We start from the raw sequence: 16340 nt of genomic DNA on the forward strand, positions 1-16340 counted from the left end.
TGAGCATGGGTCTGGGTGCTGTGTGGAGGCCTGGGAAGTACTCGATGCGCACTTCGCGCAACGACCGGACCGATCTCAGACGTTCTCGCTGGGGTCATGGGGCCACTGTTGAGAGAAAACGCTGACAACCCCATGACTGTGCGGGCATAGTGGTTATGACAAGTCAGTCATGGTCGGTCGGTATGCGGCCCGCGTAGTGTTCTGTGCCATCCGACGCCCCGAGGTCTCCAGTGGAAGGCGCCCGTGCTCTGCGGAAATTGCGGCCGTCACCGCAGCGACGACTGTTCTTGCGTCCCTGCGCGTTTTTGGCGCATGCCTCAAGTGCGGCAGGCTGTGGCCGACCAGGACGCCAACATGCTGATTCGCCTTCTGTTGAGGCATACAGAACTGGCTCAGGATGCCATCGCGCGGATGGGTGACCTGTCGCAGGCCATGGTTTCCCGAGTCCTGAGCGGACAGCGCGAGTTGCGCAAGCGGGAGACCGTCCAGCGTGTGCTGGAGGGTCTGACTTGCGGGTACGACATCCCTGGGCCGACGATGGAACGCTTCCCGCCTGAACTCGGTTTGGGGCTGAACGGCTCCGGTCAGCAGACCGCTTCGGTTCTCGAACGGGTGACCCGGCTGGACCTGGAGGAAATCCCCGGAGCGGACGCACAACCGCCCTATTCAGCGATCAGTTCGGCCGTACTGTCGTGGTTGGTATCCCACACCCCGTCCGGTTCTGAGGGGTTCCGAGGCGAGAAAGGTCCCGCAGCGAGTATTCGTGCTGCCGCGGCTGCGTTCGCAAGCCTGGACAACCGCTTCGGCGGCGACCACACGCGGATAGCCGCCACGCAGTACCTCAGCGGCACGGTGGTCCCCTTGCTGCGTACGTCATACCCGAGCAGTACAGGGCGATCGGTGTTCGCGGCGTCTGCGGAGTTCGTGCTCTCGCTGGCGTGGATGTCCTACGATGCCCAGCGCAACGGAACGGCCCGACGCTACTTCGTGCAGGCCTTGGACCTGGCGAACCATGCCGAAGATCGCCTGCTAGGGGCGAGTGTATTGTCGGCCATGAGCCACCAGGCCAACTACGTGGGCTCCTATACCGAAGCTCGGGATCTGGCGCGAGCGGCGTTGACCGGAGCCGGGAATCGGGCGACGGCGACTCTGCGGGCGCAGTTCCTGATGATGGAGGCGCGCGCCCATGCATCTCTGAGGGACGAGGGCGCGTGTTCTCGGGCGATGGGCCACGCCGAGCAAGCTTTCAACCAACGCGACCCCGATGCCGATCCGGCGTGGATCGGGTACTTCGACCAAGCGGAGTACTCCGATGAAGTGGCCCACTGCCACCGGGATTTGGGGGAATCCCGTGCAGCTCGACGGTCGGCCGAGCACAGCCTGACCGCCTCCCGTGGTCAGGAGTACGCGCGCAGCCGGGTCTTCACCCGGGTCGTGCTGGCGTCCGCGATGCTCGGGCAGGGCGAGGTCGAGGAGGCCTGCCACTTCGGTGCGGCGGTCGTGCCGCAGGTGCAGGCGACGTCCTCGGCCAGGTGCGCGGGGTACCTGGACACGTTCGTCGATAGTGTGCGCGCTTATCGGGGGCAGCCGGAGGCGGATCGGTTCCTTCAGCAGGCCCGGGCGGCGAAGGTTGTGGGATCCGCGGGTCAGTAGGGATTCCAGGTGCGCTGGCGCCGAGGCTCAGCGAGGTCGGCGATCCGCCGAGCGATCTCAGCGTCGATCTCGGGGCTCTCTCCGCCCTTCTGGGCAAGCCAAGTGATCATCCGCAGCTCCCCGACCTGTTTGTAGAGGGGGTAGCCGTCCCAGGAGGTGACGTCGAACCCGTATACGTCGCAAAAATCGGCGTACTCGGTGTCGGTGTGCCAGTCCAGGTCCCGGTACAGGGCGGTGAGGACCAGATCCCATTCGGGTGGGCCCCAGCAGATGCCGTCCAGGTCGAAGAGCACGACCCCCTGGGGGGTGGTCAGGACGTTGCCGATGTTGGCGTCACCGTGGATGACGTGTGTGCCGAGAGCGGGTGTGACCGTGGGCCAGCGGGCGGCGAGGTCCTGCTGGTGTGTGCGGAGCAGATCGCGCTGGGCGGTGTCGAGCCCGGGGGCGGTGTCGATGCGTTCGGCCACGCGGTGGAAGGGGTCCAGGTCAGGTAGGCCGAGCGACGGTGGTGGGGTGAGGTGGTGCAGGGTGCGCAGCAGCCGGGCCAGTTCCCGTGGGACGGTCCATTCGCCTTGAACCCCTTCCCAGAGGGTGACGAGGAGGCCCTCGGCCAGGACGGGTTGTCTCCCGCTGAGGGGACGGGTCACCGGGAGGGACTGCTCGGCAAGCCAGCGAGCGGCTCGTACTTCTCGGTCGGCCGCCTCCCACCTGTCCGTGGAGCGCTCAACGCGGGCGATCACGTCACCGTCACAGAGCCGGTACACCGCTCGTTCTCCCATCCGGACAAGCTCGGGAGGACTGCCAGTCCGTGAAGCGGGAACCCCCAGGATCCGGGCGGCAACGCTGACAGCGCGAGCGGCACGCTGGAGGAAGTCTTCGGTGTGGGCCACAGGCCCAAGGCTATGCCGGATCGGCTCTGTTGCCCCATGACCACAAGGCATAGGCCGATCGTGGAGGAGGAGTGCGCCAAGTGAGTGACGGGAGGCGATCCCGACACACACCGAGGAGTCCAAAAACTCGACTCTGAAAGACACAGCGCACACCACCTGGTCGAGTCCAGGGGTTAACGTCGCGGACGTGACGCGCGGCCTTGGGCATCAGCACCGAGACCGTCTACGCCTGGCGGCGTCAGAACCGTACCGATCACGGACGGGCCCGGATTGAAACTGTGCCGAGAAGGCGAAACCGACCTCGGTCGTTCCAGGGTCAGATAGAGATCGTCCAGTCGCCGTCGATGCACAGCGGAGGATCGTGGACGAACCTGCGCCCGTCCTGGGACTCCACAATGAGGTACAAGTCATCGCGGCACGGAGTCTCCGCCCACCGGGTGAACGGCCACACGTTCCACGGAAAACCGGGTTCCTCCAGGCCCAGCCCCACCTTCTCCCACTCACCAGGGCCGATGCCCACGTCTTCGAACTCCTCGGGCCTGAAGCCCGTCTGTGCATCCGAGTTCTCACCGAGGACCGTCAGGATGGGCACATCGAGCTCGTTCCTGACCACGAACTCCTGTGTGTCCCGCGTACACCCGCCCAGGGTGAGCATGAGCAGGGCCGCCAGTATGAGACGGGCGACGCCCCTCATCCTCATCCGTCGACCTCCCGTCATTCGTCGGCGCCGCTGATCGGGCCCGTTGGCAAGGCGCCCTCGATGATCGGCGCCGTTCCCTCTGGATACCCCTCCCAGAGCTCCTCCGTAGCAGTCAGCGCCTCGTCCCCGGCCTCCCACGCGAGCTCGGAGCGCTCCTCGCCGGTGGCAGTGACGCCGGGGACGACGACCTGGTTCAAGGTCCCGCTCGGAATCCCAGCACCATAGCCGTTGACCGATGACACTCCCACGTCGTAGCGCATACCCGGTTCCAGACCCGTGATGCGGTAGGAGTTACCGTCGTCGTTGTCGACATAGGCGTTGCGCATGACGGGGTAGTTGCCCAGCGCCTCGATCCAGTAGATCCGGTAGCCCTGCGCGCCGGTGCGCGAGTCCCACCGCACGACCACCTCGGTGCCATCGACCTGGGCGGTGACGTTCGGCGGCCCCGGCAGGGTACGGGGGGAGGCCACGGCCGAGGCGGTGTCACTCACCGGACCGACGTGGTCGTCGCCCCTGGCCGGAGCGACCCGGAACTCGTAGGTGTCGCCATCGCGAACCCAGGTCGAGTAGAAGTAGTCACCTGGCACGGGCAGCGGCAGCAGGAGCCAGTCCTGGTTCTCCGTCACGTTCCGGGTCCACACGTGGTAACCGGCAGCGCCGAACACCCGTGCCCACCCGACCCGGAAGCCCTGGTCGGTGGTCTCCACCTTGATCCAGGCGGGCTTGTCCAAGCTCACGTCCGGCGGGTCGCTTGGCACGGGCCCGTAGGGCGCACCGACGCCGAATTCCCCATGCAGCGCGTCGGCGAAATGCGAGCCGATGAAGTAGTCGCCGCGCGCATTGGGATGCAGACCGTCCCAGGCGTGGCTCACCGGGTCGTAGCCGCTGGAGATGTCCACCAGGTGCACGGGCGATCGGTCGGTGGACAGGGATGCGACCTCGGACTCCAGCAGCCCCGCGTACTCCCGGATCTCCGGGTTGAGCCACTCGAATTCCGGTAGGAGGGTCCTGGTCACCACGTTGGAGATGAGGATCCTGATGTCCGGGTTGGCCGCGCGTGCCTCATCGATCATCGTCCGCGCCGAGGCGACGGTGCCGGGAGCGTCGCTGTAGCCCCAGGTGATGTCGTTGAAGCCGAGCGCTATAAGGAGGTAGTCGGGATCGTGTTCGTTCACGTCCCGCTCGATGGTGTTGTTGGCGTCGGCGAAGGTCCAGCCCCACATGGCGTTGTGGTCGCGGTCGAAGCCGTTGTCGTAGTAGCGCGCGGTGCTGGGGCCGGGGTAGTACTCCTGGGGCGGCGGCTCCAGTCCGTCGAGGATCGCGCGGTTGCGGATGTCGGTGTGGATGTCGTAGGCGCCGGTACGCGGCCCCACGAAATCGGCGGCGACACCGTTGTCGTTCAGGTGCTGGTCGAGGACGTAGCGCCAACTGTGGGAGCCCTCGTTCCCGTGGGTGATGGAGTCGCCGACCACCATGATCTTGGGGCCATCGCCCGACGCGCGCAGGGACGCGTTCCACTGGATCGGGTCGGCGTGAGGGTTCGTGCTGACGTCCGTGCGGGCGATCACGAGCGTAGCCACCTCTCCCGGACGCAGGGAGGCGGTGAGTTCGGTGACGCGTGCGGAGCGGTTGGAGCCCCGTGCCATGTCGATGGGCTCCATGTCCGGGCGGACCACTCCGTCGGACCAGGTCAGCAGCGCGTACTGGTAGTCGCCCACCAGTGCGTCCAACTCGATGTCCAAACGGCCGCCGGACCCGCTGGGCCGCAGCTCCACGTAGGTGGCGCCACCCTGGGTGACCTCGGGCAGGCCCGACCTGGACGTGGACGGACTGATGTTGTGCTCGGCCCGGGGAGGACGCCGACCCGCGAGGCTGCTCTGCCACGTGGTCCGGGCGTGGGGCTCGTCGTAGCCGTCCCGGGCACCGAGGAAGAACGTGGCGTCGGAAGGCACGTCCAAGCGGTGGTTGGCGACCGCGAAGCCGAGCAGGAGGTCGCCCATATCCCGCCCATAGAAATCGACCACCTGCTGAACGGCCTCGATCGGCGTGACGGACTCCTGCTTCAGCGTCCGCCAGGTGTCCAGGACGAAGTTGCCGGAGACCGCCTCTGAGAAGTAGGCGGCGACGACGAAGGCCCCGTACTGCCGGCCACCGCCCAATGATTCGTAGTCGTTGATCGCCAGTTCCGGGTGGTCGAGGAAATCCTCCACGGCGTGCGCGTAGTCGGTGGCGCCGTCTCCCGAGGGAAGGCTCTCTCGCGTCGCCCACTCCGCGGTCGCCTCCATCCACCAGTTGACGGAGGGCAGGACTGCGCTGGCGTCGTTGATGTAGTGGTACTGGAAGACGTGGAAGAGCTCGTGCCGGGGAATGTAGTTGTACATGTCCTCGTTTCGCCCGGAACCCAGCTCCGCCGGGTCCGAGGACAAAGCGATCGGATTGGGACTGAACCCGGGACCCAGCGAAATCGGCGACACATAGGCTTCCCCTTGCGGCGCGAGCCCCAGGAACACACTGATCCGACCATCACCAGCGTGATCGAATCCCATTCCACGGTAGGTCCGGTGGGCGCGTTCAAGCGCGTCGACCACGGTGTCGATCGCGTCCGGTCGACCATTGCCATCGGAATCCTCGTCCGGGACGCCTTCGCCCCATCCGATGTTGTACCAAACCGTGAAGTTATCACTCACAGTCGCGCAAGCGAAGAAGTTCCCGCCGACCTCCTCGTTTTCACCGCAGTCGCTCTCGGCGCTGCGCGAGGTCAGCCCGTCCTCCTGGGCATCGTCGGACACGGCAGGGTCCAACTCGGTGTGCAGCCACGCCCGTGTCTCCTCGGACGCCTCGTCGACATGGCTCAGCACGAACGGCACGTACGACCCGACGTCCAGTTCCCCGTCTTCCTCGGGCGCGTACTCCGGTGGCAGCTCATCGGGGTCGAAGACGGTGAGGTATCCGTATCTCACCAGCTCGTCAACGCTGATGTCTCCGTTTTTCCAGGCTGGAACCACTTTGTCGGCATCACCGAAGTCGGGCGTGACCGCATCGGGAGAGGGTGGGTTCTCCGCGAAGAATTCCTCAGCATGATCACCCAGACCGGGAGACTCGGATTCAGTGCCTTGCTCGGCCAGCACCGGAACCGGAACCGATAGAAGCGCGAAGATCATCGACAAAGCCGTGATCGGAGCGATCTGCGCGCGAAATGGACGGGGATTAGTTCGAGCACGGCCGTGTCGCATGGGCGCCCTTGGATGTGGGGGATACGGGCACGGACACAGTAAGTCGGGAAAAGGCATCGTGTAAAGCAGCACAGCTCAGACGGCTCTCGTGCGAAAATGATCCTCGTTGAGCCAGGTAGCGTGCGGGATGTCTCGCGTGCACCTCGGCCACGTAAGGGTGACGGTAGCCCCGAGAGCTGATACCGCGCTGTTGGCAACGCGAGAGGACCTCGCGAGGTGCCACCGGATGCCACCTGTCCCCGGTTCGTGCTCCGTTCGTGCTCCGCAGTTATGGACTGACACGGCCCCAGGCGGTACCACGCGACCCCAGACAACACCACGGATCGGATGAGGTGACACGAAACGGTACGTAGCGATAAGCCACGGTAAGTAACCAGGGCACTTCTAATCCGATGGTCGCAGGTTCGAATCCTGCCGGGTGCGCCACAAAACCCCAGGTCAGACGGGGTGCGCGAGGACCTCGAAGGAGGTCCTCGTCGTCGTTGGGGCCCTGAAATGCTCCCCGTGTGCTCCCCAGTGCAAGGTCCAGTACAGGTGGAGGCCCACCTCGCGGAGCACTTTGCCATTCTGTGACCCTGTGGGACTGATCCCGGACAGGCCGTGTCCGCCCACCAGCGCCCCACAGCCGCCCCCACACGCGCTATCGGTCCCCACGCCCCGAACGGCCCCACCGGCCACATACGGCCGTTTTCACCGAAACCCCTTACTGCGTAGGGGATCAAGCGCCATAATCAGCTCCACCGACAAGACCGAGTAGGTCTTAGCGGTAACGAGCATGGCCCTAGTAGTCCTGGGCAACGCACCGCGCCTCTGTGAAGGGCTTACCGGTAGAGGTCGGCGCTGCCTTCGAGGTGGCGATGATCATCAGCACCATCGCAGCTCCGGTCTTCGCCGCCATGGCCCACAGTGCCGTTGTCGTTGTGACAACACCGTCCCTATTCCATTCCCGGCCGCCTTCGGGACGACCCCCGGCCTTAGGGCGTGACCAACATGGAGGAACAGTAGATGCCCGATCCGGAAAAGCGGGCATCCTCTCGCCCGACCGTGCGCAACGAGGCAACCGGAGCCACCTCAGGCACGGTAATACAGGCCGGGAGCATTCACGGTGACATCCACCTTCACTCCCCCCAACGCCCCAGCCTCCTCTGGCCTGTCACCAGCGCCTTGATCACCTTTGGCGCCACCCTCACCCTGGCAGTAGTCGTGTGGAGCATCGGCTTCGGAAATCCCCTCGCGGTCACCGCGGGGGGAGCGATCCTGGCCAGCGGCCTACTCGTTATCGGGTGGCTCCTGCGGAAGAGAACACGCGGTTCAGCCTCCCTTCACCCGGCGCTGAACCGCTTGCGCACCCAGGTCCAAGCGCAGTGGAAGAACGAGACGTCCCGCCAGGGTTTGCGTCGGCCGAACCCCCTACGGTTGCGGTGGCGACCGACCTCGGTCCCCGTCGAGCGGGCCTATGCGGAAACCGAACAGCCAGATACCGAGCTCATGCATGGGGAACTGGTCCAAACAGCCGGTGACCTGAGCTCGGCACACGCTCTGGCTACAGCGTTCCAAGACATGTCACGACGACAACTGGTCGTACTCGGTCCCCCGGGAGCGGGCAAGAGCACTCTGGCGGCCTTGTTCACTTTGGCCCTCATCGAACAGGACACGGACCCAGGACCGGTACCGGTGCTGTTGTCGGTGGCCGGATGGGATCCGGCCGAGCGGATCGAGGCCTGGTGCGCCCGACGCATAGCCCAGGACTACCCCGATTTCATCGTGAAGGGCAGCCTCAGCCCGCAGCAGGTGACCGCTCTGCTCCTGAACCGTCACATCGTCACGGTGCTGGACGGGTTGGACGAGATGCCCCGCCCCGTGTTGAGCACAGCGCTCGCCGATCTGGATCGCGCGGCGGAAATCGGTCTACGGATGGTGCTCACCTGCCGCAGCGCAGAATACGAACAGGCTGTCCAAGACCGTGGCGCCCTAGCCCACGCGGCCGTGGTGGACATCGAACCCATCCAGGTCGAGGACACCATCGCTTACCTGACCGAGGCGGAGGTGGCGAACACCCACCGTTGGAGCGCGGTCATCGAACAGATGCGCAAGGAACCCTCCGGGCCACTCGCCCAGGCCTTATCCACCCCACTGATGATCAGCTTGGCCCGTTCGATCTACCGACCATCAACCAGGGACCCTGAAAAGCTCACCGAGTTCACCACGACACCACAGATAACGAACCATCTCCTCGAAGAGTACCTGCCCACGGTATTCACAGATGACGATCACAAAAAAGCCAAAGACTGGCTTTCGTTCTTGTCACGCCACCTACAGGAGAAAGACGGGCCCAACTTCGAATGGTGGCACCTGGCCCGATCCGTACCACACTGGCTACTCCTTTTCCCCATCACCCTTGCCTCAACGGCGTTCGGCTCACTTCTACTCGGACTATTTTCAATCTTCGCCTATTTAGAATATCAGGAAACAACTCCTATCACCGACTTTTTGGAAGGGGCGACTTTCGGGGCCATGCTAGGGGCCACTGTGGGCTTCTTTGGGGGTTTGCGTACCGTACGCAATCTCGAAACATCAGAGCAGATGAGGCCGCACCGTAGATGGTTCGGAGTACTCAGCAACTCGCTTTCTGACCTCCGTGTCCTCGTCTGTGTGCTGTGCACTCCCGTCGCCCTTGTAATTCTCGGGGCGTGGATATCTGGCCACAGCTTCCTTGATGAAATCGCCTCAACCATCGTGATGACACTCTTTCAATTGAAGAATTTCAACATCGAGACATGGCTTTATGCCACCCCCGTTGTTCTTTTTGCCTTTCAGGCGACACTGATCATCAACTTACTGGGGCCTCGCACAGGTACCCCGAAACGCAGTACGCCGAATATGCGCCTCCTGCTCCCCAGCCTGATAGCAGGAATGATGCTGGGATTGGTCTGCTCAGTACTATGGTCCGCAATTATTCTATTTCTTGACGGCCTCCAGGACATTGAATTTTATGCCCTCGTAGCCATCATGATCGGCGTACCCATAGGCATCGTCCGGTGGCTGTCCGTTCCCGTCGAGGAGCGCAAGGCGAGTTCGCCCCTTTCCGTGCTCCGAAGTGATCGTGCAGCACTCTTCACAGCATCTTTGTCAAGCGGGATGTTCACAGTTCTGACCACGATCGCTTTCATCGTTTACAGCAATCGCCAAGCTGAAGATCCAATCGAGGTCACTTCACCCCTTGAAGCGTGGGTGTTAGGTGGTACAGCCGGACTCGGGATTATGGTCGTGATCGTTATCGGCTCTGGTTCGGTATGGCTGCCGTACACGGTCGCCCGACTTTGGCTCGCTTGTCGAGGAAGACTTCCCTGGCGGCTGATGCGTTTCCTGCGCACAGCGCACGAGAAAGGAGTCCTTCGCCAGGTAGGTCCTGCCTACCAGCTCCGCCATGAACTGCTGCGCATACATCTCGCCAGGCAACGGCCCTCGGAACAACATTCGCCCCCGACCCTATGGGCCGCTCCCCATTGGTTCGGTGTTCGTCGGCGATCGTATTTCCGAGTTCGCCCCCGGTGGTATGGCACAGGCACCCTCGCAGTATCAGTGCTTGTTATGGGAACGGCCTCGGGGGTCTATTTCGGTGATGACGTGTTACCGATCGGCACAATAGTGGACGCTGCAGAGTTCAGCCCTGACGGTCAGACGGTAGCTATCACTTCCGGCAACCAGGTGCATCTGTGGGACGTGGAAAACAAAAACATTAAATATACCATTGGTGCCCACCCCTTAATGGCCTTCGTTGACTCACCGGCCGCAGAAGTGGCGTTCAGCCCCGACGGCACCACCCTTGCCACTACCTACAGCTACAGCTACGGAAACAGCGAAAACATCAGGGACACCATCCAAATCTGGGACACCACCACCGATCCACCCACCCCGACCAAAACCCTCGACCATAATACCTGGGTGAATACAATGGCATTCACCCCCAACGGGGATCTTATCGTCGCCACCAGCAGTGACAACATTGTCCAACTGTGGGACACCACCACCGACCAACTCACTCGCACCAAAACCCTCCACCACAACGAACCCGTGTATTCCGTAGCATTCAGCCCCAACGGCGACCTCATCGCCGCCTCCAGCTACGACGAAGAGGAATACAGCAGCACAGTGCTAATATGGGAAACCACCACCGGCAACCTCACCACCAAACCCCTCCCCCACAACAGCGACGTAGAATGGATGGAATTCAGCCCTGACGGCACCACCCTCGCCACCAACAGCTACGACGAGGACGAGCAAAGCAGCACCGCACAAATATGGGACATTACCACTGGCAACCCCACCCAAACTTTCGGAGGACACAGCGACAGCGTGGGATCAGTGGCTTTCAGCCCCGACGGTGCCATTCTCGCCACCGGCAGCCAAGACGGCGCTGACAGCGGTAGCAACAGCACCGCACGGCTGTGGAATATCAGAACCGGCGACGCCATTACCGAGCCCTTTCACCACAAAAGTTGGGTGAACACAGTGGCGTTCAGCCCCGACGGCACTACTCTCGCCACTGGTGGTTGGGACCAAAGCGCACGGCTGTGGGACCTCTGCCGCGAAGTAGCCAGAGCCAAACTCTCACAGGAGCAGCAACAGGCGTGTCACTCCCGAGACGCCGAGTAAGAAGACTGACCAAACTGGGAAGGCCTGACCAGGAGACCTTTGATCCGATCGGTCACCGGCCCCGAGCGCAAGGAAGCCCCAGGCCAGTCGGGGTGAACCCGTGAACTGGCCTGGGGTTGGTGACGCAGTGTGGCTCCTGGTGTGCTCGGCGGTTCGGCTACCCAGCCCTCACCGGAGCCGGACCACGCAGCAGCGCGGCGGTGGCCTCGGCCGCCGCCTTCGCCACGTCCGGAAACACCAACTGATAGGTGTCCTGCGTGAAATGCGTGGTCGCATGCCCCAGCTCACTGGACACGATCTTCACGTCCGTGCCCGCGGCCAGCGCCAGCGAGGCGGCCCCGTGGCGCAGCCCGTGCAACGTGATCGGCGGCAACCCGGCGGCCCTGGCGATGCGCAGAAACCAGTCACTGACCTGCCCCGGATGCCATCCTGCGCCATTCTCCTTGGTGAAAGCCAGGCCGCTGTCCACCCAACCCGTACCGGCCTTGAGCCGGGCCTCGTTCTGGAACCGCCTCCAGGCCCGGAGCACCTTGATGGTGTCCGTATCCAGAGTGATGGTGCGCTGCCCGGCCGCGCTCTTGGGGGTGGAGGTGATCGTCTCCCACGCGAGTTGTACGACCTGGACGCGAATGTCGATCTGCCCGTCGGTCAGCCGGGTGTTGGACCAGGGCAAGCCGACCGCTTCTCCTCGGCGCAGACCCTTGACGGCGACCAGGTGGAACATGGGATACAGCCACGGATACTTCCTCGCGTGCACCAGGAACGTACGCGTCTGCTCCGGGGGCCACACCATCACCTCCCCCGGCACCGTGCCGTCCTTCTTCCACTGACGCACCCGGTCCGGAGTCCACACCAGCGGACGCTTCCTCGGGCAGGAGGGCAGGCGTACGTGCGAGGCGATGTTCACCGACACCGGCAGATCCGGACGCCTGACGGCTTCGGACAACGCACTCCGCAACGTGGCGCGGATGCGGTGCTTGGTCGACAGCGAGATCACCCTCCGCCCCCTGACCGAGGCCCGCACCTTCACGTCGTCGGACTCGCGACATTCGAGGATGTGGTTGTTGGTCTCCTCGATGGCCGCGAACATCGCTTCGACGTGGCGGGCCTGGAGCTTGTCCAGCCGAAGCCTGCCCAGGTGCGGGACGAGGTAGGTGCGGATGTGCCCGGCGTAGGAGGCCCGGGTTCCCGCGGCCAGGTCGGGCTTGCCCTTCAACCACTCCCCCAGCCAGGCGGCGACGGTGGGTGGTTCGGTGCGCACGTCCACCGCCATCGCGACCCGCTTGCGCACCTCCTCCAAGTCCGGGAGTGGGCGGCGTTGCTTCAACGCCGCCTGGACCAGGTCAGCGATCTGCCCCTCCACCACCGGCTCCCTCTCGGCCAGGGCGATGAGCGCCTTGACGTGCTCCAGCCCTTGACGCGCCTGTTCCTGGGAGGCCAAGCCCACCCGTCGGGCCTGGCGGCGCCCGCCCTCACTGGTCGGGGGAAGCTCGTACTGAAACGCCCACGCTCCATGAGCCGAGTTCCATCCCCCGGTCCGGCGCTTGAGCTGCGGACACCTTGCCCCCAACGCCCTGCCGGTGTTCTCGTCACGGCATCCGCACCGTTTGAACGTGGACCCCTCACGCGCGGCCATGCACGGCCTCACCTTCGTCTCGCTTCCCACGCACACCGCACCCGCTGCACCCGGCAAACACCGGCAGCGAGCCGACCTCGGCCACGATGACCGAAGTACTCACACCCACACGACCCACCTCGCTACCACCTCTGACCTGCACGGATACGGCGTACGGCCCCGCGTGTGGCGGGGCACCACGCATCCACGCTCGACCTCGTAGAGGTGGTCAAGCGGATTCAGCACAACCGTCGTCCGATGGGCACACGCCCCGCCCGCCCATCCGATACGCCCGGCATCGCCCTGTTCCTGCCACCGCCCTGCCCCGGGCCGTTCCAGGGGTCAGCGACGCGGGGCCCACCGAGCCCGGCACGCGGCCCGTCCGCGCCGACCGGCCCGCCCCAGGACGCCCGGGGCCCTGCCGCGCGGTGGGGCCGACGTCGGGGCGCTGACAGCCCCACGCCACCCGCCCACAGTCCGGGGTCACACCATGGTCCTGGAACACGCCGCGAACCGTCCCGTTTTCGAGCAGTGCTTCTCCTCGCCACCACGCCTCGACCCTTCCCCGTCGTTGCCGTGGGCCTCTTCGCCCTGATGAACCCCTATGAAGACGCGCCCGATGAAGATGCGACACCCGACCTCAGAACCTCACTCGGCTCAGCCTCCGCCACCTCTCACCGCTGACAGACGAGGTCGCGCGAAGCACAGCGCGGGACAACAAAAAACGCGCGGTAGGAATCAACGGGGAAAGCTGTGATGCAGCGCCCGGAGTTGGTCGATCTTGGGCTCTACACAGGAACAAGGGATCAGCTTTATATCTCACTATAAAGCCGAAAGAATTTCACTGATAAAGAGGCGAAGAAAGAAGGGATACCGCGCGAGCAGAGCACCCGTGGAGGCGGGCGGGGCGGGCGCGCTCGCCCGTGAGCGAGGGCGCCCCGCCCGCCTACGTGAAGAGAACGACCCAATGGGGTATAAGTCTGGACGCCCGTTGGCCCACCCACAGGGGCGCTGACCTGCACAGCAGCACGGGCAGGGGTGGGCCAGCTAAGAGTGGCCCACCCGCTGGCCCAGTCGGTGGCCCATGCGCTGGCCCGGGGTTCACTTCGGGTTCAGTGGAGGTTCACACCCCACCTCCCCGCTTCCAAGGAAGCCAGAGGGAAAGCGCGCATGCGCTTCTCCCAGGCACAGGAAATCGCACTTTGCCACTCGATAAGCGAGAGCGCTCCGGCCACCTCGATCGCACCAGAGCGACTCTTCATGGGAAGGGATCGTGATTGCCATCCGGGAGGAGAAGATCCTTTTTCCATGGCTTCTTGGCCAGGGGAAGCTTGCGCGTGGCAGGTGACAGAACTCGCATGCTCCTGGTCTGGTGAGAGGAAGAGAGGGCAGACCAGGCCGTCAGGGAGAAGTTCCGGCGCAAGGGGGGGGAAGGCAGCCACGGGTGGATCGAGGTCAAGGTACCTGGAGGCGGGCGAGTCCGCCCCCTCTTGTCGGGGCGGGCCCGCCCGCCTACGTGAAGGGGACTACCCACTGGGTATAAGTCTGGCTTTCCAACGACCCACCCAAAGGGCCTTTGACCTGCACTGATAACGCCCAAGAGGTGGGCCGATCAAAGCGGCCCACCCACGGGCGGAGGCACAGGCGGAGTCACAGGCCCCCGGAAAGGCCCAGTCACAGGCGGAGTCACAGGCCCTCCAACGGCCCACACACCCTGACACAAGGTTCTGGCCTCCGCCAAGCGAGGCCGGGGCGGCGCCACCCCCGTAACCACGGTCAGCACCACCCCGGCATGGGTTCTTACGCCTCAGGTCGCGATCGCCTGCCACCGCCGCACCAAGTGGGCCAGCTCAGCGAACTCACCTCCGCTACTACCCCCAGGGGCAGAACGCGGCGATGCCACCAGGCCTCGACCACCCGCCGTTTCCTCACCTCGGTTCGCCTGCACGCCTCCCCTGCTGTGGGCGCGGACGACGCGGTCCTCGTGCCGAGCGAGGTAGGGGCGCACCCCGCACACCCCGTCGTCGTCCTCACACCACCCACGTGGCCCCGTGTACGGGGTCCGCTGCGGCGGCACCCGCACCGGGATCTCCCGCGGCTGTTCCTCTCCGGGCCGAGGCCGCGGAACATCCGTACGCCCCTTGGCCACAGCCCGGACCGAAACCGGTTCGCGGTCTCCCTGCACTCCCCGCACCCGCCGCGAGGGCAGCGGTGAGCAGACCTCGGCCACCGGCCGTGCGCTCGGACCGGTGGGGCCGCAGAACAGTGCGGCGAGCACCGCCCCGAGGACCCAGCGCACCTGTTCGCCCCAACCCTGACGGCGCCTGCGGTGCCGCCCGCTATGCTTCTCCACAGTTTCCTCCTGCTGTATCCAGGTGGGAATCACGCCCCGGGCCGGTGTTCGCAGCACTGGCCCGGGGCACCCTTTTGTTTTGTCAGTGGCCCCGCGAACGAGGCCAGTTCTTCCTGCGGGGTAGCGGGTGAGTGTCAATGGCCCCGAGGTCGTACGCCCCCGGAACTGCGCTTCTCACCCACTCTGTACAATTAGCCACAAAGCACCCCAAAGCCCAGCGAATAGGTGCCCTTTTCGCTGAGGGTGGTCGATGTTCCCTTGGATGGGCGAGAACCTTCAACCCCACCGATCGAAATAGTCACAATGTTCCACTGGACAGCTACGTTCCTGTTCAGAGGTGCTCTGCGTCGATCCGGGAGAACACCAGGTCGCTCATCTCTGTGACCGGTTGCTCCCACCTCTGCGGCGGGATGGGCCTCCTGATCGCGGTGGGGTAGGTAGTCGCGTCGTACTCGTTGACGATGCGGTAGGTGTGAAAGCCCGCTTCCCTCAGCGGCCCGATCACGGCGCTCGGGTCGAGTCCCTGCTTCGCCAGAGCTCGCGGAGTGATCTCGATGATCAGTTCGGCGTCGGACCATAGCGTTTCGAGCGCGGGCAGGAGGCTCCGCACCGCTGCGGCTTCGGCCCCCTCGACGTCGATCTTGATCAGACGTGCGTTTCGGACCTCGGCAGGATCGAGAATTCCCGTGAGCGGCGCGGCGCTGGTGTGGAAGGATTCGTGCACGACACGCGGCCGGACCGTGGAAGTGCCGCCGAGGTTGCCTGGGTCGGCCAGGAACATCTCCACACGTCCGGGTTCCGCCGCGACGGCCTGGCCGACGGTTCGGACGTTGCGCGCACCGTTGAGCAGGATGGTCGTCCGCAGGTGCTGGTGAAAGCTCGGAACGGGTTCGATCGCGGCAACGTGCCCGGTGGGGCCGACGAGGTAGGAGGCGAGCATCGTGTAGTAGCCGATGTTCGCGCCCGCGTCCACGAAGGTGTCCCCGGGTTTGAGGCGGCGGGTGATCCACGCGGTCAGGTGGGGTTCCCAGGTGCCGAAGGTGTAGAGGTAGCGCTGGATGATGTCGCTGGTGGTGACCGGGAACCGGCCTCCGAACCGTGTCTGGGCGAGGGCGGTGACGGGCCTGTGCGTGAGTTCGTGGTCCAGCCACCGGATGGCCCGTGGGGAAACGAGCTCGGGCGTGCGTCGGATCGTTGTTCGTAGGGTTGCTCGGGTGAAGCGGTGCATCGGCTGCTCCGG

7 protein-coding genes are annotated in these 16340 nt (G+C 64.7%); 2 read left to right on the top strand and 5 right to left on the bottom strand.

Annotation, left to right across the window (positions count from 1 at the left end):
- The first annotated feature begins 333 nt into the window (after positions 1 to 333).
- Positions 334 to 1653, top strand: coding sequence for an NsdA family TPR-like regulatory protein (locus EV372_RS03420; protein ID WP_370013079.1), 1320 nt, complete (start codon positions 334 to 336; stop codon positions 1651 to 1653).
- Here the strand turns inward: EV372_RS03420 and EV372_RS03425 are convergent.
- From EV372_RS03425 to EV372_RS03435, 3 genes are all read right to left on the bottom strand, one after another.
- The gene (locus EV372_RS03425) at positions 1647 to 2594 is read right to left on the bottom strand and encodes a phosphotransferase enzyme family protein (protein ID WP_486484142.1); all 948 of its coding nucleotides are present in this window, start codon (positions 2592 to 2594) and stop codon (positions 1647 to 1649) included. The genes EV372_RS03420 and EV372_RS03425 overlap by 7 nt on opposite strands.
- Before the next feature lie 265 nt (positions 2595 to 2859).
- Positions 2860 to 3243, bottom strand: coding sequence for a hypothetical protein (locus tag EV372_RS03430; RefSeq protein WP_130394808.1), 384 nt, complete (start codon positions 3241 to 3243; stop codon positions 2860 to 2862).
- 14 nt (positions 3244 to 3257) lie between these two features.
- Positions 3258 to 6404, bottom strand: a complete 3147-nt coding sequence (locus EV372_RS03435) for a GDSL-type esterase/lipase family protein (protein WP_486484410.1) — start codon at positions 6402 to 6404, stop codon at positions 3258 to 3260.
- Between the two features lie 1077 nt (positions 6405 to 7481).
- On the opposite strand from EV372_RS03435, the gene EV372_RS03440 reads away from it, so the two are divergent.
- Positions 7482 to 11132: a hypothetical protein gene (locus EV372_RS03440; protein WP_130394810.1), complete on the top strand. Its 3651-nt coding sequence runs from the start codon at positions 7482 to 7484 to the stop codon at positions 11130 to 11132.
- 157 nt (positions 11133 to 11289) lie between these two features.
- Here the strand turns inward: EV372_RS03440 and EV372_RS03445 are convergent, their stop codons facing one another.
- Positions 11290 to 12768 (bottom strand): site-specific integrase, encoded by a 1479-nt coding sequence (locus EV372_RS03445; RefSeq protein WP_130394811.1) that lies wholly within the window; start codon positions 12766 to 12768, stop codon positions 11290 to 11292.
- Positions 12769 to 15431: 2663 nt separating this feature from the next.
- Positions 15432 to 16328 carry an FkbM family methyltransferase gene (locus EV372_RS03450; RefSeq protein WP_130394812.1) on the bottom strand — a complete coding sequence of 299 codons (897 nt, stop codon included), beginning with the start codon at positions 16326 to 16328 and terminating at the stop codon, positions 15432 to 15434.
- Positions 16329 to 16340: the final 12 nt, after the last annotated feature.

The organism is Nocardiopsis sp. CNZ308, from assembly GCF_004217075.1.

What these genes read in the sequence shown, in the direction of transcription:
- EV372_RS03430 (WP_130394808.1), bottom strand. Translation starts at nt 3,243, where the DNA reads ATGAGGATGAGGGGCGTCGCCCGTCTCATACTGGCGGCCCTGCTCATG.
- EV372_RS03440 (WP_130394810.1), top strand. Translation starts at nt 7,482, where the DNA reads ATGCCCGATCCGGAAAAGCGGGCATCCTCTCGCCCGACCGTGCGCAAC.
- EV372_RS03425 (WP_486484142.1), bottom strand. Translation starts at nt 2,594, where the DNA reads ATGCCTTGTGGTCATGGGGCAACAGAGCCGATCCGGCATAGCCTTGGG.
- EV372_RS03435 (WP_486484410.1), bottom strand. Translation starts at nt 6,404, where the DNA reads ATGATCTTCGCGCTTCTATCGGTTCCGGTTCCGGTGCTGGCCGAGCAA.
- EV372_RS03445 (WP_130394811.1), bottom strand. Translation starts at nt 12,768, where the DNA reads ATGGCCGCGCGTGAGGGGTCCACGTTCAAACGGTGCGGATGCCGTGAC.
- EV372_RS03450 (WP_130394812.1), bottom strand. Translation starts at nt 16,328, where the DNA reads ATGCACCGCTTCACCCGAGCAACCCTACGAACAACGATCCGACGCACG.